Source organism: Microcoleus sp. B3-D7, from assembly GCF_036705305.1.
Classification (GTDB): domain Bacteria; phylum Cyanobacteriota; class Cyanobacteriia; order Cyanobacteriales; family Microcoleaceae; genus Microcoleus.
This window is the reverse complement of the sequence record NZ_JAUBUE010000009.1, coordinates 50,199-67,532: the sequence shown is the minus strand read 5'-3', so window position 1 is coordinate 67,532 and position 17,334 is coordinate 50,199. Positions and strand designations below refer to the sequence as shown.

The following is a 17,334-nucleotide window of genomic DNA, read 5'->3' as shown; positions in this document are numbered from 1 at the left end:
AATTTTGGCGGCGGGTGCGATCGCCTGCTCATCTGCTCCTACTGAAGCCGTCTTCAGGTGAATCGGTTATTGTTATTGTAGTTAACGAGTTCGAGCATTCTCAACCGAGGAAATATGGTATTTAGTGCTGTTAATCAAGATTGTGGTGTAATGTAGTGAAGCTGCAAAAAATCTGGCTAAAATATCGAGTTTTTCAGGCCGTTGTCTTCTTAGGATTGGGTTTGCTATTAACCATCGCCCTTTCGCTTTCTTTTGGTGCGGTGCCGATGAGTGCCGATCAATTGTGGCAAGCATTTCTGCACCGAGGTGATGCTGTCAATCAAACTATTTTCTGGGAATTGCGTTTGCCCAGAGTGGCGGCAGCGCTGACGGTTGGTGCGGCTTTAGGAATGTCGGGGGCTTTGCTGCAAGGTTTGCTCCGCAACGGTTTAGCCGATCCTTTTGTATTAGGAATTTCGGCGGGTGCGGGGTTGGTTGCGATTACCATGCTGACTTTGGGAATATTTCAAACTTGGGTGCCTTTGGCGGCTTGGATAGGTGCTATTTTAACTTCAATGCTGGTCTACTTTTTGGGAAAAACTAAAACGGGGATTTCTGTGGAACGTTTGGTTTTAGCTGGTGTGGCTGTGAGTTCTCTGTTTGGGGCAATACAAACTACACTGTTGCTGTTAGCTGAAGACAGCCGTTTGCAAGCTGCTTTGAATTGGTTGATCGGTAGTTTGAACGGTCGCGGTTGGTCGGATTTGCAGGTGGCTGCGCCTTATATTTTGGGTGCTTTGCTGTTAGGATGTTTTTTAGGGCGATCGATAAATTTGCTGGCTTTGGGTGACGATTTAGCTGTTGGTTTGGGGGTTTCGCTGGTGCAATCGCGCTTGTTGATTGGGGGTGTTGCTACTTTGCTAGCTGCGAGTGCTGTCAGCATCGGCGGATTGATTGGTTTTGTGGGATTGGTTGTGCCTCACGGGGTGCGTTTGTTGGTTGGTAATGATTATCGGTTTGTGTTGCCGTTGAGTGCGATCGCCGGTGCTTGGGTGTTGACTTTTGCTGATTTTTTGGCTCGTTTGGGTGCCGTAGAATTGCCTGTGGGTACGGTGACGGCTTTGTTGGGTTCTCCCCTGTTTGTCTGGCTGCTTTATCGGCGTTCTAGTTATTAGTCATTAGTCATTAGTCATTAGTCATTAGTTATTAGTTATTAGTCATCAGTTATTAGTTATTAGTAACCAATGCCCGATGCCCGATGCCCGATGCCCCATGCCCCATGCCCCATGCCCCATGCCCAATTACCCATTACCAAAATCTAATGTCTTTAGAAATTCAAAATTTAACTGGTGGTTACGGCGAAGTTGCGATCGCCCACAACATCACTTTATCTTTACAACCTGGTGAGTGGTTGAGTCTCATCGGTGCCAACGGTTCTGGTAAGTCTACTTTTTTGAAGTTAGTTAGCCGCATCCTAACTCCACAGCAAGGAAGTGTGTTGCTTGATGGCAAAGCAATTCATACTCAACCTGCTGCTGTTGTCGCTCAAAAATTAGCGATTTTGCCGCAGCACCAAACAATACCCGAAGGTTTGACGGTACGGCAATTAGTTAGTTTGGGGCGTTCTCCTCATCAGGGTTGGTGGCAGTGGGAATTGAGCAAGGAAGATGCAGAAAATGTGGAAGTTGCTATCAGTCAAACAGGGATTGAGGAATTTCGCGATCGCCCCGTCGAACAACTCTCAGGAGGCGAACGCCAGCGCGCTTTCCTCGCCTTAGCTTTGGCTCAAAATCCGCAAGTTTTGCTATTAGATGAACCTACTACTTATTTAGATATCTGCTATCAGTTGCAATTGTTAGATTTGCTTAACCAACTAAATCTAAAACACAAATTGAGGATTATTACGGTGCTGCATGAAATTAATTTAGCTGCTAGGTACAGTTCGCGAATTGCTATGTTAAATAAAGGGGAACTTTTTTGTGTAGGAACTCCCGCACAAGTTTTAACTACTGATAATTTAGCTCAGACTTTTGGCGTAGAAGCTATCATTTTAGAAACTTCTGTAGGCTTGCAGATTTGTGCGATCGCTCCTACTCTTCAGAGTTAATAAATTTATGCTAAATATAAACTTTTGCTCGCACTAATTTCTCAATTTATTCATAATTATTTCTATTAACTTATTGCCACCATCCGCTGTTCTATCTGAGTGGCAAAGGCTTTAAGCTATTGCCTAGTCTTGATTGCAAAGGGTCGAATAAAACTTAAGAGATACTTAAAAAATCCGCATTCAGGCAAGAAAGGCGGTTTTTTATACAAAATCTACCGTAAACTATTGATATTTAAATCATTAAGCGCTAAAGTGCGATCGAACTTCCCGTCTGATCGTTTCCGGTTGCATCGGTATTGTTCAAATATCCAAACAGTCAACCGTCAACAGTCAACCCTCAACAATCATTTCTGAGTGCGATCGCACTTCCCGTCAATTCTGTCTCAACCTGGTCTAAACTCGCTGTAACTCTACCCAAAACTATGTACAAAACTTTTTTTTATCGTACCGCTATCCTGTTGCTGAGTTTAGCATTTACCGCTTGCTCCGCCGCCACTTCACCCCAAATTCAGCAATCAACTCCTGCTGGTTCACCAGCAAATCAACCACAAACAACTAACAGCGAATCAGCACAAAAAGTTGTAGCTTTAACACCTTTAACCGCCGATATTATCCATCAACTCGACCCAACCAAACTTGTAGGAATTCCCGGCAGCGCATTAGTCAGCAGCAACCCCAAATTTACAGGGATTACCGCAGTCACTGCCGAACGCACCCCTCCCAATCTGGAAAAAATCATCGCATTGAAACCGGATTTGGTGGTAGGTGCGTCGGGATTTCACGACCAAACAATGCAAAAATTGCAGCAGCTTGGAATTAAAACTTTACTAACTCAAGTTGATAGCTGGAAATCGCTAGAAGAGTTAACAACCACTTTAGCTAAATCCCTCAATACGAATCCCCAACCTCTGTTAAAACGCTACCAAACATTTTTATCAGACATCCCAAATCAAAACCCCGCCACTTTAGTTTTGGTAAGCAGACAACCGATTTTATCGCCGAATCAAAGCAGTTGGGCTGGAGATTTGCTGGGTAAGTTTAACGTGAAAAATGTCGCAGCCCAATTGCAAGGAGATAGCCCCGTGCGAGGCTACGTGACGCTTTCAGCGGAAAAGGTTTTAGAGGCTAATCCCGAAGTTATCATTGTAGTCGATCGGGGAGAAGGAATTTTAGACCAATTTAAATCTGATTCATTTTGGAATCAACTAACAGCCACAAAAAATAATCGAGTTTACGTTTTTGACTACTACGGATTGGTCAACCCAGGTAGTATCGAAAAAATTGAGCAAGCAACTTATCAACTTAAACAAGTTCTAGCTAAAAAGTAGAGACCCGATTTTGAGAGATAAAAAAACTCTAGAAATCCTGCAACAAATTGACTACAATTTCTCTAAATGTGAAAAAGCTAAAAGCACTCAAAAGCGCGCAGCGATCGGAAACCTGGTTTTTAACCCTGACTTCCTATGCTGTCGGATAACCCTCAAGAAGCTAGATCCAGAGGTGGCAAACCGCGCAACTGCCGCAGCGAGTTAATACACGCCTGGCAGTCGCAGCCAAACAGCGCCGCCGCCGCATCACTTTCTTCTTCCGTAAAATCCAGCATTGCTACCTGTTCGTCACCCGGCCGCTGCCAACTGATTCTTACTTTAGAATTAGCAGCAGTAGCTTTGGCTGGGAGGCGCACGCAAGTCATGCGCTGAGTGTGGGGCGATCGCACGCATTGAGGCGAATCAGCCGATTGGCTTGGTGTTTCGCCAATTTGAGCGGGATTTGCGATCGCGCTCAAAGACATCACAGATCCAAACAGCGTCGGACTTACCAATAAAGTGAGGAGCAATCGATTCATTTGTCGTCCTTGAGAACTTCAACGTATACAGTAGCCGATTATCTGTTGCAATTCAACAAGGTTGTCGTCCGATATCAGTATGATTTGCCGTTATTAAGGCTTAAAAGCCGAATATTTGCCGCCTAAACCTTCAACAATTATCAGGGTATTAGCAACCAGCATTTTTTGATAACTATTGCCTTCGCTCCCCAGTTTAAGATTTGTTGCAATTTGAGTAAGTTTAGCTCGCCAGTGATAATAAATTCATCCAATGCGGGTAAACTGATGTCAGCAAGGGTGACTCGAAGCAGCGAACAAGTTTACCTCAAAAACCAGGTGGGGAGTGATGAGTACAGTTTTAGTGGTGGAAGATTCCCGCAGCCAGCGGGAGTGCATTTCACATCAGTTGAGATGCAGCGGATTGAATGTAATTCAGGCATCAGACGGTGTGGAAGCGCTGGCTAAAGTTGAGAAAAATTGCCCTGATTTAGTATTATTAGATGTCATAATGCCCCGTCTGGACGGCTACGGGGTTTGTCGTTTAATTAAAGCTAATCCCGAAACTCGGAACATACCGGTGGTATTTTTAACAGGCAAGGGACAGCAGTTAGCTTTATTTTCGAGGTTCCAGGGCGATCGCGCCGAGGCTTATGTTAGCAAACCTTGGCAGCCGAGGGAACTTTTGGCAACGATCAAAAAAGTTTTGCTCAATGCCAATATTAAGTTCGATCGAGCTTCAGCCGACGCTTGGACAGAATACGGAATTTTAAACTTAAGTACAGTCGAACTGTATCAAAGCCATGCCCATGCTTGGACAAAATACAGCGCCCAAATTATTAAATTGTACGATTCCAGCTTAGCCGCTTTCGAGCAAGCTTTGACAATTGAACCGAGTCACTCGAATGCAAATAAGTATCGCAACCGAGTCCAGAAAATCCGGGCAATTTTGATGAAAAAATTAGAGCAAACTAAACCTTGCAAAGTGTGCGATTATTATTACGGTAAGGATGGCATCAATTGTGCAGTGCATCCTGCTGGCCGCCCTCAAGAACTGTGTCGAGATTGGGAATTTAATTAAACAAAAATGAAAACAAATAACCGCGCTAACTTAGAAAAGCTGCTGCAAGAAAGAAACGAATATCCCGAAAGAATGGCTGAGATTGACGAAAAAATCAATACTACTTTTCGCAAAAATTACGCAATTTTAGTAATGGATATGTCGGGATTTTCGCGCACGACAGTCCGCCACGGAATTATTCATTTTTTGGCAATGATTCACCGGATGCACGGAATTGTCAAACCGATAATTTCCGAATACGGTGGCACTGTAGTTAAGGAGGAAGCAGACAATATTTTTGCAGTTTTTCCCGATGTAAAATCGGCGGTGGAAGCTGCGAGCGACTCTTTGAAACACACAGCGGCTGTCAACACGACACTGCCGCCGGAGATGGATATTTACCTCTGTATTGGTATTGGCTGTGGCGATGTTTTGATGCTGGAAGGAGAGGATATGTACGGATCGGAATTTAATCTCGCATCCAAGCTGGGAGAGGATTTGGCGGAACGGGGAGAGATTTTGCTAACCTCAGCAGCCTTTGAAAAGTTGGAAGGTGACAAGCAAGATTGGCAAAAAGTGGAACTTTCGGTTTCAGGTTTGGAATTGGTAGCCTACAAGCGGCTGTAATCGGCTTAATTTCTCTGGTCTTCTAGTTCCCCTGCCCTGCTGAAAAATGAGAACATGACTTGCGCCAGCCTTGACTAGAAACCCGGTTTCTTCGCAGATACCGGGCAACTCAGCCATTTTGGTAGAAACCGCCTGGATGAGGCTATATTCTTAGAGAATATCGCATTTAAATAAAATTTAAAATCAGATGATTGAGGAACACAAAACTTGGCAATCTATTAATTTATCCGCTATTGGACAGCGGCTGGCTTGGCTGCAGCAACAGCCAGACAAAGTTATTTTTTGCAAAGAGTCTGGTGTTCACTATGTTGCAGTCACAAAAGAGCGATCGCACATTAAGCTATCTTTAGTAGAAAAAGTAAATCAGCAAACAGATTTACTGCAATCTGTTTTCGATTTCAACAATCCTTTACATCTAGTATCTGAATATACTCAGGCGATGATGTTGGGTTTAGTGTGGCAAAGCCAACCTCAAAGAATCTATATGGCTGGATTTGGCGGTGGCAGAATTCCCTTAGTTTTGCACCACTATTTGCCGGAAACTGTTATAGAATGTACGGATGTCGATCCGATCGCGATCGAAGCAGCTAAAAAGTGTTTTGGGGTGAAATTGGACGACCGGCTGACGGTAACAATTCAAGACGGCAGAGAGTATTTAGAGCAGCAAAAATCCGCTAGTCAGTACGATATCATCATGATCGACGTAGCTTTTGGCAACGGCTACTTTCCGCACCGCCTATCCACCAAAGAATTTTATCACCTCTGCGAAAAACACTTGTCAAGCGAGGGAGTTGTACTAGCAAATCTGCTGCAAAGAGATGAGTTTTATGCCGAAAAAATCACGACTTTTCAAAGTGTGTTTTCTCAGGTGTGCCTGTGTGTTTGCCAGGAAAGTAATAGCATTTTGATTGGTAGCAACAGCCAGATTTTGGAGAAAGATGAGATTGTGGCTAAGGCAAAATATTTGCAAGATAGTCATCAATTTTCCTTTCCATTAACATACAGGGCGCTTGAGGTAAAAGTAGGTAGAGAGTTGGCAGAGGCTGTACCTACTTTAGACAAAGCTCAAATTTTTCAGGACGATTCGCCCCCCGCTGGTTATTTTGATTGCTGGTTATTCTGATATTGATAATAAGTCCGGGTTTACTCTTTGTGGAACAGGCATCTTGCCTATTGCTGATACGCAGTTGAGCTAACCGAGGGATTGAAAGAGGCTGTGGGATGAAATTGCCCTCTGAGTGCGATCGGATATAGCCATCGACAATACGGCAACTGAGGACACGGCAATGCCGTTTGCCTACCCCAAAATAGTCAATTTTCCTCCATAACAGATGTAACAATCGCGCGATTAATTGTAGGGAAACCGCACGGCGTCGTCTCCTGATTGTAGGTAATATCAATTCCGATGCCACCGGATTTGATATAAGTCCTATTTCATATATTCAACCATCTGCTGTTCCAGCTTAGCCAACAATGTATCCACATCTGTAGCAGCTTCCTCAAAACACACAGGAGGTTCAGGCTTAGGTTCAAAAAAAATTAACTTAATTTGACCTTCCCCGATCGCCAAAATCGCCACTTCTGTCTCAGGCTTGTGAGCGTTCAACACACCTACAACTTCCTGAATATGACTTCTCACTTGACGGTTCAACTCCTCAACCGCCTCTTTCTTACAATACACAAAACGCGCAGTTTCTGCAACATCAATTGCCAAAATCTCCTCGCTTTCCTCTCCCCTTTCCAGAAATAGCCCCCAAGCCAAAGCAGCCAATTCATTTTGATTAGCTTTCACGAATTTATCTAATTTCCGGCTCCAGCTATTTTCGTTGGGTTTGGATTCAGGGCTATCAAATAGAAACATTTTCTCTTCTTGTTTGTATAAACTAATATTTTACCGTCAGCAGTCAGTAGTCAGTTGGCAGTTGGCAGTTGGCAGTTGTCATTAGTTACCCATGCCCAATGCCCCATCCCCAATTCCCAATTCCCAATTAGCAATTACCCAAAACCGCTGCGTTTCTATCTTATACCAGATTGCACGCGCCAGAGCGCCGCATAAATTCCGTCCTGTTCGATCAGTTGTTCGTGCTGCCCCGATTCTACCACCAGCCCCTCTTCCATGACACAAATGCAATCGGCATTGCGGACAGTAGAAAGACGGTGGGCGATCGCAATTGTAGTGCGATTTTTGGTAATTCGTTCGAGCGATCGCTGAATTGCCGCCTCCGTCTCGTTATCCACCGCTGAAGTAGCCTCATCCAGAATCAAAATCGGCGGATTCTTCAAAACAGCCCGCGCAATTGCAATTCGCTGCCGCTGACCCCCCGACAATTTTTGACCGCGTTCCCCTACAATAGTGTTGTAACCGTCCGGCAATTGGGCGATAAACTCGTGCGCTTCTGCAATTTTAGCAGCATTTACTATCTCTAGATTAGTTGCCTCAAAACTGCCGTAAGCAATATTTTCTGCCACCGTACCGTGAAACAAAAACACATCTTGACTCACCAATCCTATCGCTCTCCGCAAATCTTTTAAATTTAGGTTGTTTAATTCTATACCGTCGAGATAAATATTCCCGTACTGTACCTCGTACAGCCTCAATATGAGTTTCACCAAGGTACTTTTTCCCGAACCAGTAGCGCCAACAATCGCAGTAGTTTTTCCCGCCGGCAGAGTCAAGGAAAAATACTGCAAAATCGGCTTTCTTTGATTGTAAGAAAATGTCACATTTTTAAATTCCAACTCACCCTTAATCGAACTAACCGGCCGCCGAATATCACCCGTGCGAATTGCGATCGGAGTATCCAACAAATTCATCACCCGATTAGTAGAAGCCATTGCGCGCTGGTATTGATCCAGAGTATTTCCCAGGCGAGTCAGCGGCCACAGCAACCGCTGCGTCAAAAACACCAAAACGCTGTAAGTTCCCACAGACAATTTGCCCGCCACCACCTCCAAACCGCCCAGAAATAGCGTTGCAATAAACCCCAAGAAAATCACAACCCGAATCAGCGGAATAAAAGCTGCCGAAAGTACGATCGCCCGTCGGTTGCTTTGGCGGTAAGCTTGGCTTTGTGTTTCGATGCGCTGAATTTCATAATCTTCGGAAGTAAAGCTTTTAATAGTAGTAATTCCCATCAAATTATTCGACAGTTGCCCGTTCAGAAAACTCACCTTTTCCCGCACATCAGCATAGAGAGGAGCGAGGCGATTTTGAAAGGCGATCGAACCCCAAATAATAAAAGGTATCGGCAGCATGGACAGCCCAGCAACACCAGGAGAAGCAGCAAAAAAAGCCGCGCCAATCACAACAACCGTTGTAATTACCTGAATCACCTCATTAGCACCGTCGTCCAAAAAACGTTCTAGCTGATTGATATCATCATTGAGAATAGAAATCAAACCGCCCGTGCTGCGTTCTTCAAAATAAGCTAATTCTAATTCCTGTAAATGGCTGTAAGCTTCCAGACGCAAATCGTGTTCAATATCCTGAGCCAAATTGCGCCACAAATAATCATAGGCATATTCAAAAAGAGATTCCAACGTCCAAACAACCGCGCTCAAAAGAGTGATAATTGCCAGTTGCCAAAAGACATCTTTTATGCCCCACTGAGCGAGGATAGAATCTTGCTGTTTCACCACCACATCAACGGCAATACCGATTAATGCTGGCGGCGCTAAATCGAAGAATTTATTCAGCAGCGAACAGATACTTGCCAGCCAAGCTTTCAGGCGGTAGCGGCGCCCGTACTTCAGCAGCCGCTTTAGGGGATGGACAGGTTTTGATTGATTTGGTGATGCTTGAGAATCAGTCATAGGGCATTGGGCATCGGAAATAGGGTCGAGAATTAAAAATTAGTAGGGCGATCCGCGCGCACCTTACCCTTGTTTAATTTTTAATTCTCAAATGCCCCGTTCCTAGGCTTTAAACGTTAACACTGGCTTCATTTTAGCGACTGCACCAACTATTTGCGCCTCAACCTGAATGTCAATTACTGGTTGAATTGGCTTGTAAGCCGTCGGTGCTTCTTCGATTCTGCGTTCTTCGCGCCAGGTAATGCAATCTACGCCCGTTAATCCCAAAGCGGAGTCAGTTTTGTCAGCACCTGCGCGACTCATATCGAAGCGCGATCGCGCCCTACCTGCACCGTGAGAAGCCGATCGCAAAAATCGATCGTTCCCCTTCCCAACCAGCAAATAAGAGGGCGCGCCCATCGAACCCGGTACAATTACAGGCTGGCCGGAATGTGCGGGACAAGCGCCTTTGCGCGTTACCCAGCCACCACCTTCAGCTAAAGTGATATTGTGAGGCACATCGTATACTAAAGGAGCTTCCACATCCCCGAAAACTTGCCGCAAACGCCAGCGCAGAAGTTCTGCTAGCAGCAAACGGTTGATAAAACCGTAGTTAGCGGCGGTTGCTTCCGCTTGCAGGTAGCTGTTCACAAGTTCGGGATTTGCTGCCACAGACAGCGGGAAAAGCCGGGATTCAGGATGTTTCAGAGTTTTCGGCCAGGCGTCGCAAGCTCGATCGCGCCACATTCCGCCGATGTATTTGCCGACATTCCGCGAACCCGAATGAATCATGAAAGCGATTTGTCCCGATCGAACTCCCCAAGTATAAGCCGTAGCTCGATCGATAACTTCCTCAACCACTTGAATTTCGACAAAGTGATTGCCGCCGCCGATAGTACCTAAGCCGCCATCCCTGACTAAGCCGTCATTTGGGACTAATTCTTCCGGAGCCCATTTGACATCGCCATTCATGGAACCGCCGAGGAAAGTGCGATCGCACTCTGCGGCCAACTGCTGGAAATCCGAATTAGCCGCGCTGCCGGTGGGATCGTCGGGCATAGCATCCAGCCATCCGGGAATCCCGTGTTGGAACATGGCGCGAGCAGTTTTTGCAGTCATGCTGACATCGCGAGTACCGAAGAAATAATCCCCTTTGAGCAATTCTACAAATCGATCGCGCTGACTGAGGAATTGTTCGATCGACAAATCCGCAACGTGTAACCGCATCCCGCAGTTAATATCGGAACCGGTAGCCGCCGGAATCACCATTCCTGCTGTTTGGACGATCGAGCCGATCGCCACCCCCGCATCCCCCGGATGGAAGTCAGGAGTAGCGCAGGCGCGACAAACGCAGCCGCCTTGAGGGTGTCGAACATTCGCCAAATTTGCTAACTGTTTGAGCGCTTTTGCTTCCACAGGAAAATCCTCTGGGAGCAAAACTTCTGCTGTTGTAGCAGTGGCATCTTGCCAGTGTTCTTTCAGAGAACTATTGAGACAAATCGAGTAGACTTTATTGTCGTAACTAACATCAAGACCTTGCCGAGACAAAGCTCGCAAAAGCCTGTTCAAGTTTTTTGGCTGCTGCATAAATAGTCTGATGCGGGTTGCATAGCAACCCCCAAAAGTTGAAGAGATTTTTTAGGGAACAAAAGACTTGGGTTCAGCAGCCGCAATCTTTTTAAAGATAAGTTGAAAGGCAACTTTTCTAATGACTAAATTTATGACATATCATTTTTGATATGTCAACCCTTTGATTAATTTTTAATAAATATATATGATTTACCAAGCGGTGTCAGGAACCCGGTTTCTGCCTAGAAAAATGGCATCCAAACCAAAGATTTTGCGAACAAACCGGGTTTCTTGGGCCAGCGCGTCCGACCGCATTTCAGTCTTCATTGCGAGGAAGTAGGGGCAATCCCCCGTGGTTGCCCATCCCTACTTAAAGAAAATACCTAACCGTTGTTACAACCCGACTTTTTTTAGCGCGCAAAGCCGCTTTCAAAAAGAAAGCAGTTTGATTGTGCAGCAGTCCCTCCCACCAATTTCGCGTCACAAAAGCCGGAATGATCAGCGTTAGATATACTCCCGGTCGCTGCTCTTCAAACAAAGTCAAAAAGTGCGTCAAAGCCTCACCAACAGAACGGTAAGGAGATTCCAGAATTTCCAAAGGAATGTCGGACTGCAAATCTTTCCAAGCTAATTGTAATTTTTCTCGATCGGTCAAACCAATATCCACGTGAACTGCCACAACTTCATCAGCAATTAAACGAGCGTAATCGAGGGCCTCGAAAGTTCCTCGGTGCAACTGCCCGACTAACACCACTGCCGGATGTGTTACCGTCTTAACTCTAGGTCTGCGGAGATAAGACCTCGGTTCTATTCCCTGAATGCTCAAGCGAGCCGCTACATACCGATAGTGTCGGTGAATAGCTAAAAATAGACTGACTACGATCGGAATAGTTACTACGACAACCCAAGCTCCCAAAAAGAATTTTGTAGCGAGAATTACACCCAAAACTCCCGTTGTTGCCAGTGCACCAATACCGTTCATCACAGCACTAACTTGCCAACCTTTACCTCGTTCCTTAAACCAGTGAATTACCATTCCCGATTGGGAGAGAGTAAAAGAAGTGAAAACTCCAACCGCATACAGGGGGAGCACCGCGCTCGTATTGCCTTGAAAGATGATAATTAAAAGAGCAGCGCAGAAGCTTAGCAGATTAATGCCATTAGAATAAACTAGGCGATCGCCCAACAGCGACAATTGCCTCGGCAAGAACCCGTCCCGCGCCAAAAAATAACAAAGTCGCGGAAAATCCGCATAACTCGTATTCGCCGCCAACAGCAAAATTAACAGAGTTGCGGCCTGCAAATAATAGTAAAATATGCCGACTCCAAAAATATCTTTCCCTAAGATAGAAAGGAGGGTTTCATGTTCGCTAGGAATCACGTGATAAATATTACCCAAGTAACTAATTCCCACAAACATCACTCCCAGAATTACCCCCATATAGGTCAAAGTCAGGCTCGCATTTTTCCATTCAGGAGGCTTAAAAGCTAACACCCCGTCTGATATGGCTTCAACTCCTGTCAGGGCAGTACAGCCCGCTGCAAACGCGCGCGCCAGCAGAAATAATCCCAAAGGCTCCTTAGCCGGAATATTTTCTAAGGTCTGGAAAACCTGACCTGTTGCCTGTTGATATAAACCCGTGCCAATCAAGATAAAAATTACCACGATAAACGCATAGGTAGGAACCATAAATATATTGCCAGATTCTCGCACGCCCCTGAGATTGGCAAACATGACTAAGACAATAAAAAATAAACACAGTTCCACTCTATACGGTTCCAATCCGGGAAATGCTGAAGTTAAGGCCGCCACCCCAGCCGAAATACTGACTGTTACAGTTAAAATGTAGTCAATCATCAGTGAAGCTGCTGCGACCAAACCGGGATAAATACCTAAATTTTCTCGCGCCACAATGTAAGCACCGCCGCCGTTGGGGTACGCTTTAATTGTCTGTCGGTAAGACAGCGCCACGATCGCCAACAGTAAAACAATAATTCCCGAAATAGGCAGGGATAAACTCAAACTACTACTCCCCGCTAGTAATAGCACCAGCAGAGTTTCTTGAGTAGCGTAGGCAACAGACGAAAGTGCATCTGAAGCCAGAACAGCTAGTCCTGCAGCGTTGCTCAGGCGTTCATGAACCGATGCGCTAGTGGGGAGAGATTCACCCAGTAAAAATCGCTTGAGTCGAGAATAAGTGTACATTAAAACTCAATATACAGGCATCCACAAATCATAATCGAGACGGGGCCAGTTTGAAGTATTTTTTGGGTCACAAGTGGTAATTCTCTCTCGCTTTTTGAGTCAGCTTCAGCTTGTGTTCGAGAGCTTGCCAATTTTCGGCTGCGATATCGCTGATGAACTCGTCGAGACTGTCGCGGTAAATAGAGAGCGATCGCAACAATTCCTCTCGATTGTACTTTGCCACCATCACTCCCAGCTCGGGATTGCCGCCCCCGACCCGGCTCGTATCCCGAAAACCCGAACTCGCCAAATGTTGGGCTAAGCTAACAATATCCCGATCGCCCTCTCGATCGCAGGCCGCAACCAGTGTCGCGCTCGCCATGAGCGGCAAATGAGAAATCCAAGCCACAGCTCGATCGTGTTCTTCCGGCTCACATCGGTAAACTTTAGCACCCAGTAACCGCGCAATTTCCTCAACCTTATCCACCGCAAGCGCCGGCGTCTGGGGAGTCGGCGTCACCACGTAAGGCCGCCCGACAAACAAATCCGGCACCGCCGCCTCAATCCCGCTTTCAGCAGTCCCCGCCATCGGGTGTCCCCCCACAAAGTTCGGCCACAGAGAAGACACAGCCTGCACTATGGGTGTTTTTACGGAACCGACATCCGTTATAATAGTATCCCGGGAAAGATAGGGCACCAACTCTCGGACGATCGGCTCGATCGACCCCAGCGGCGTGCAAATAAAAACTACATCGGCTGCTGCCATTAGAGACAGGTGTATGCTGGCTTCATTGACAACACCGCGAGCTTGCGCCCGAGAGCAAGTCTGCTGCCGACTCGAAACCCCAAAAACATCAAACCCGCGCGATCGCAAATCCAGCCCGATCGATCCGCCAATTAAACCCAGTCCTACAATACCGATATTCATAGCAATAAAATGGGGATATTTGATACGGTGCCGCCCCCATGACAGTCGAGGAACTCCTGAAAAAATATGCCGCCGGAGAAAGAAACTTTGCCGGAATCAACCTGACTGAGGCCAACCTCAGCGGCGTCAACTTGAGCGGAGCCAACCTCAAGGGTGCGAATCTGAGTGTAGCAAACCTGAGCGGAGCCAACCTCAGCAAAACCAACCTCATCGGTGCCAAACTCAACATTGCCAGACTCAGTGGCGCCCATCTAGGCGGCGCCGACCTCACCGACGCCGACCTCAACGTCGCTTACCTAGTGCGAGTTGACCTCAAAAAAGCCATACTCATAGGAGCAAAACTGATCAGAGCCGAGCTGATTCGAGCCGAACTCAGCGGCGCAAACCTCAGCGGCGCAAACCTCAGCGGCGCCACCCTTACCGAAGCCACCCTTCGAGGAGCCAACCTCGCTCAAGCCAACCTTCGAGGCGCTCACCTCAGCGGCGCGTGCTTGACAGAAGCCAACCTCGAACAAGCCAACCTGCAAGGAGCCGACCTCAGCCGCGCCGACCTCAGTGGCGCCGACTTGCGAGGCACAGAACTGAGACAAGCCAACCTTACTCAAGCCGTACTCAGCGGCGCCGACCTCAGCGGCGTCAATTTGCGTTGGGCCATTCTCAGCGGCTGCAATCTCCGCTGGGCCGACCTGAGCGAAGCCAAATTGAGCGGTGCCGACCTCAGCCGAGCCGACCTCTGCCACGCCAACTTGCTGAATGCCAGCTTAGTTCACGCCGACCTGACAAATGCCTATCTGATCCGCGCCGACTGGATTGGAGCCGACTTAACCGGAGCCACCTTAACTGGAGCCAAACTTCACGCAGTTTCGCGGCTCGGCATCAAAACCGAAGGCATGACCTGCAAGTGGGTCGATCTCAGCCCCAACGGCGACCACAGCCAAATTTACTGGTTGAACTCGGGAGGAACCCACGAATTTTTTCACGAAACCTTGCCCACAGTTCGGATTGTGATTGACTCGCCCTTAGATCAAGGCGCTCATTTTGCGCTAGCTGCAACTTATTACCAAATTGCCCAACAATACCCGAGTTTAAGTCAGCCTCCCACGATCGAAGTCAGCTCCAGGCGCACCGTACTCGCATTTAAAATGGACAGCGACGATAAATTATTTGCCACCGCTTACGTTGCCATCATTCCTTTTAACGACGCTGCCACAACTCAAAAAAACCTAATAGCTTTGATGAAAATGATTCAATCCCACGATGCAGGCAAACTTAACGTCAAAGAATCTAAACACGTGCAGTTATGCAGCAAAGCTCTCAACCAAGCTATTAGCAAAGTAGATCAAATCAAAATTTCCAGCTCTTTTCCCAAAATCGGCGAAAGCATCAATTTCTTTCAAATTCCAACACAGATGATCTTAATTAATTCCCGAGATCAAAGACTCAGCGTATATCACCACCCCGCCTTCGGCAAGCGCCTGATTAAAAAATACGAGCCAAGTAACTCAACATCGGGTAAGTTAGCCGAAAGCACAAAATTGGCTCAAGCTAATATCACTAGCATTTTGGATTTTATAAAAGGCTTCCACAATATCGATGTCTAAGCATATTGCATCAAGTTACAAAAAATGCTTATTCTAGTTTAAAGGTTGGCACAACAAAGCTTTGTTCTAGCTAACACATCAGGGAAATTGAAAAGCATGGATGCCGAAGAACTCATCACCAAATATGCAGCAGGAGAAAGAGACTTTACTGCTATCCTCCTTTGCGAGGCAAATCTCAGCAGGATCGATCTCAGTGGGGCTAATTTCAGTGAGGCAATATTGAGCCTCACCAACATGAGCGGCACCAATCTCTCAAACGCCAACATGAGAAAAGCCAAACTCAATGTTGCCAGACTCAGCGGTGCCAATCTCAACAAAGCCAACCTCAGCGGCGCTATCCTCAACGTGGCTAACTTGATTCGAGCCGACCTCCGCGAAGCCCAACTCGTCGAAGCTACAATGATCAGATCCGAACTGATCCGAGCCGACCTCAGCAATGCAAACTTGAGCGGTGCAAACCTCAGCGAAGCAGATTTGAGAGAAGCAACCCTCAGAGAAGCAAATCTAGAGCAAGCCGACCTCAGCGGGGCTCACCTGAGAGGCGCTTTTCTAACAGCGGCAAATTTGGAACGTGCTAATTTGCACAGAGCCGACCTCAGCAGGGCAGACTTGCGAGGAGTCAACCTCTGCAATGCCGAACTCAGACAAGCTAATCTATCTCAGGCAAACCTCAGTGGCGCTGACTTGCGAGGCGCTAATCTCCGGTGGGCTGACCTCAGCGGGGCGAACCTGACTGGCGCTGACCTTGATGAAGCGAGATTGAGCGGGGCCAACTTGTACGGGGCAAATTTGAGCAATGTCAATCTGTTAAACGCTACTTTGGTACACGCGGATTTGACTCAAGCGAATTTGATTCACGCTGATTGGGTGGGCGCAGATTTGACGGGGGCGGCCCTGACGGGGGCAAAAATTTACGCGGTTTCTAGGTTTGATGTGAAAGCAGATGACATTACCTGCGATTGGGTTGACCTCAGTCCTAACGGCGATCGCAGCCACATTCAGCGCTTTACCCCAGAAGAATCTCAAAGGTTTTTCAATGCTACACCGCCGACAGTTCAAATTATTGTCGATCGACCCCTCGACCCGGATGCTAACTTTGTCCTTGCAGCTACCTACCGCCAAATTGCCCGTCAATACCCTGCTTTAAGCCATCCTCCCAGTATCGAAGTTAATTCCAGACGCACAATCATATCATTTAAAATAGAACAGGACGAGCAACTATTTCCCACAGCTTTCGTTGCGATTATTCCCTTTAGTGATGCAGCATTTACTCAGAAAAATTTGATTACTCTGATCAAGATGATTCAACCCCAAAGTGGTAATAACTTGGGCGTCAGAGTCTCAAATATGGTAGTGCAATTAAACGTAGCCCTGACCAAAACAATGAGAAAAATAGGGGAAATGAAAATTCAGCCGATTCGCCTCGATCGCGAACCGATGTCAAGTTTTTTCCAATCGCCTACCCAAACTGTACTGGCTAACTCCAGCGCCGAAACTTTGATGATTCACTATCACCCAGATTTTGGCAGAAACTTGACAAATTTGCCGGGAGTCAACAAAACCTCTATCAGTCCTGCAATTAAAGCCCAAAGATTTACCACCCCGCCACTAAATACGGTCATTGAGTTTGTCAAAAGTTTTTATCAGCTCGGTGAGTAAATACT

The 17,334-nt window shown here is 46.6% G+C and carries 14 protein-coding genes; 8 read left to right on the top strand and 6 right to left on the bottom strand.

Annotated features, from left to right (window positions below):
* Positions 1-155 precede the first annotated feature (155 nt).
* The 3 genes from QUB25_RS09315 to QUB25_RS09305 all read left to right on the top strand — a co-directional run bounded on the left by QUB25_RS09315 (position 156) and on the right by QUB25_RS09305 (position 3,414).
* The gene (locus QUB25_RS09315) at positions 156-1,154 is read left to right on the top strand and encodes an iron ABC transporter permease (RefSeq protein WP_333182933.1); all 999 of its coding nucleotides are present in this window, start codon (positions 156-158) and stop codon (positions 1,152-1,154) included.
* Positions 1,155-1,300: 146 nt separating this feature from the next.
* The gene (locus QUB25_RS09310) at positions 1,301-2,086 is read left to right on the top strand and encodes an ABC transporter ATP-binding protein (protein ID WP_333182932.1); all 786 of its coding nucleotides are present in this window, start codon (positions 1,301-1,303) and stop codon (positions 2,084-2,086) included.
* A 296-nt stretch (positions 2,087-2,382) separates the two neighbouring features.
* On the top strand, positions 2,383-3,414 hold the full coding sequence (locus tag QUB25_RS09305; protein ID WP_333182930.1) for an ABC transporter substrate-binding protein: 1,032 nt from the start codon (positions 2,383-2,385) through the stop codon (positions 3,412-3,414).
* Positions 3,415-3,566: 152 nt separating this feature from the next.
* Here the strand turns inward: QUB25_RS09305 and QUB25_RS09300 are convergent, their stop codons facing one another.
* On the bottom strand, positions 3,567-3,932 hold the full coding sequence (locus QUB25_RS09300; protein ID WP_333134959.1) for a hypothetical protein: 366 nt from the start codon (positions 3,930-3,932) through the stop codon (positions 3,567-3,569).
* Positions 3,933-4,257: 325 nt separating this feature from the next.
* Between QUB25_RS09300 and QUB25_RS09295 the strand changes: the two genes are divergently transcribed.
* The 3 genes from QUB25_RS09295 to QUB25_RS09285 all read left to right on the top strand — a co-directional run bounded on the left by QUB25_RS09295 (position 4,258) and on the right by QUB25_RS09285 (position 6,718).
* Entirely contained in the window at positions 4,258-4,989 is a 732-nt protein-coding gene (locus tag QUB25_RS09295; RefSeq protein WP_333182929.1) for a response regulator, read from the top strand.
* Positions 4,990-4,995: 6 nt separating this feature from the next.
* The gene (locus QUB25_RS09290; RefSeq protein WP_333182927.1) at positions 4,996-5,595 is read left to right on the top strand and encodes an adenylate/guanylate cyclase domain-containing protein; all 600 of its coding nucleotides are present in this window, start codon (positions 4,996-4,998) and stop codon (positions 5,593-5,595) included.
* 187 nt (positions 5,596-5,782) lie between these two features.
* Positions 5,783-6,718, top strand: coding sequence for a fused MFS/spermidine synthase (locus tag QUB25_RS09285; RefSeq protein WP_333182925.1), 936 nt, complete (start codon positions 5,783-5,785; stop codon positions 6,716-6,718).
* A gap of 306 nt (positions 6,719-7,024) precedes the next feature.
* Here QUB25_RS09285 and ccmS read toward each other — a convergent pair whose 3' ends face one another.
* The 5 genes from ccmS to QUB25_RS09260 all read right to left on the bottom strand — a co-directional run bounded on the left by ccmS (position 7,025) and on the right by QUB25_RS09260 (position 14,069).
* On the bottom strand, positions 7,025-7,456 hold the full coding sequence (gene ccmS / locus QUB25_RS09280) for a beta-carboxysome assembly chaperone CcmS (RefSeq protein WP_333038598.1): 432 nt from the start codon (positions 7,454-7,456) through the stop codon (positions 7,025-7,027).
* 155 nt (positions 7,457-7,611) lie between these two features.
* Positions 7,612-9,408: an ABC transporter ATP-binding protein gene (locus QUB25_RS09275; RefSeq protein ID WP_333182923.1), complete on the bottom strand. Its 1,797-nt coding sequence runs from the start codon at positions 9,406-9,408 to the stop codon at positions 7,612-7,614.
* Between the two features lie 102 nt (positions 9,409-9,510).
* Positions 9,511-10,974: an RtcB family protein gene (locus QUB25_RS09270; RefSeq protein WP_333182921.1), complete on the bottom strand. Its 1,464-nt coding sequence runs from the start codon at positions 10,972-10,974 to the stop codon at positions 9,511-9,513.
* Positions 10,975-11,326: 352 nt separating this feature from the next.
* Positions 11,327-13,162, bottom strand: coding sequence for an APC family permease (locus QUB25_RS09265; protein ID WP_333182919.1), 1,836 nt, complete (start codon positions 13,160-13,162; stop codon positions 11,327-11,329).
* A gap of 67 nt (positions 13,163-13,229) precedes the next feature.
* Entirely contained in the window at positions 13,230-14,069 is an 840-nt protein-coding gene (locus QUB25_RS09260; RefSeq protein WP_333182918.1) for a prephenate/arogenate dehydrogenase, read from the bottom strand.
* Positions 14,070-14,107: 38 nt separating this feature from the next.
* Here QUB25_RS09260 and QUB25_RS09255 point away from each other — a divergent pair, with 38 nt between their 5' ends.
* Positions 14,108-15,670: a pentapeptide repeat-containing protein gene (locus QUB25_RS09255; protein WP_333038609.1), complete on the top strand. Its 1,563-nt coding sequence runs from the start codon at positions 14,108-14,110 to the stop codon at positions 15,668-15,670.
* A gap of 96 nt (positions 15,671-15,766) precedes the next feature.
* A complete protein-coding gene (locus tag QUB25_RS09250) occupies positions 15,767-17,329 on the top strand; it encodes a pentapeptide repeat-containing protein (protein WP_333063860.1) in 1,563 nt (520 codons plus the stop codon).
* Positions 17,330-17,334 lie beyond the last annotated feature (5 nt).

Excerpts from the sequence above, each read along its gene's own strand:
- QUB25_RS09310 (WP_333182932.1), top strand. The coding sequence starts at position 1,301 with ATGTCTTTAGAAATTCAAAATTTAACTGGTGGTTACGGCGAAGTTGCG.
- QUB25_RS09300 (WP_333134959.1), bottom strand. The coding sequence starts at position 3,932 with ATGAATCGATTGCTCCTCACTTTATTGGTAAGTCCGACGCTGTTTGGA.
- QUB25_RS09295 (WP_333182929.1), top strand. The coding sequence starts at position 4,258 with ATGAGTACAGTTTTAGTGGTGGAAGATTCCCGCAGCCAGCGGGAGTGC.
- QUB25_RS09290 (WP_333182927.1), top strand. The coding sequence starts at position 4,996 with ATGAAAACAAATAACCGCGCTAACTTAGAAAAGCTGCTGCAAGAAAGA.
- QUB25_RS09285 (WP_333182925.1), top strand. The coding sequence starts at position 5,783 with ATGATTGAGGAACACAAAACTTGGCAATCTATTAATTTATCCGCTATT.
- ccmS (WP_333038598.1), bottom strand. The coding sequence starts at position 7,456 with ATGTTTCTATTTGATAGCCCTGAATCCAAACCCAACGAAAATAGCTGG.
- QUB25_RS09275 (WP_333182923.1), bottom strand. The coding sequence starts at position 9,408 with ATGACTGATTCTCAAGCATCACCAAATCAATCAAAACCTGTCCATCCC.
- QUB25_RS09270 (WP_333182921.1), bottom strand. The coding sequence starts at position 10,974 with ATGCAGCAGCCAAAAAACTTGAACAGGCTTTTGCGAGCTTTGTCTCGG.
- QUB25_RS09265 (WP_333182919.1), bottom strand. The coding sequence starts at position 13,162 with ATGTACACTTATTCTCGACTCAAGCGATTTTTACTGGGTGAATCTCTC.
- QUB25_RS09260 (WP_333182918.1), bottom strand. The coding sequence starts at position 14,069 with ATGAATATCGGTATTGTAGGACTGGGTTTAATTGGCGGATCGATCGGG.
- QUB25_RS09255 (WP_333038609.1), top strand. The coding sequence starts at position 14,108 with ATGACAGTCGAGGAACTCCTGAAAAAATATGCCGCCGGAGAAAGAAAC.
- QUB25_RS09250 (WP_333063860.1), top strand. The coding sequence starts at position 15,767 with ATGGATGCCGAAGAACTCATCACCAAATATGCAGCAGGAGAAAGAGAC.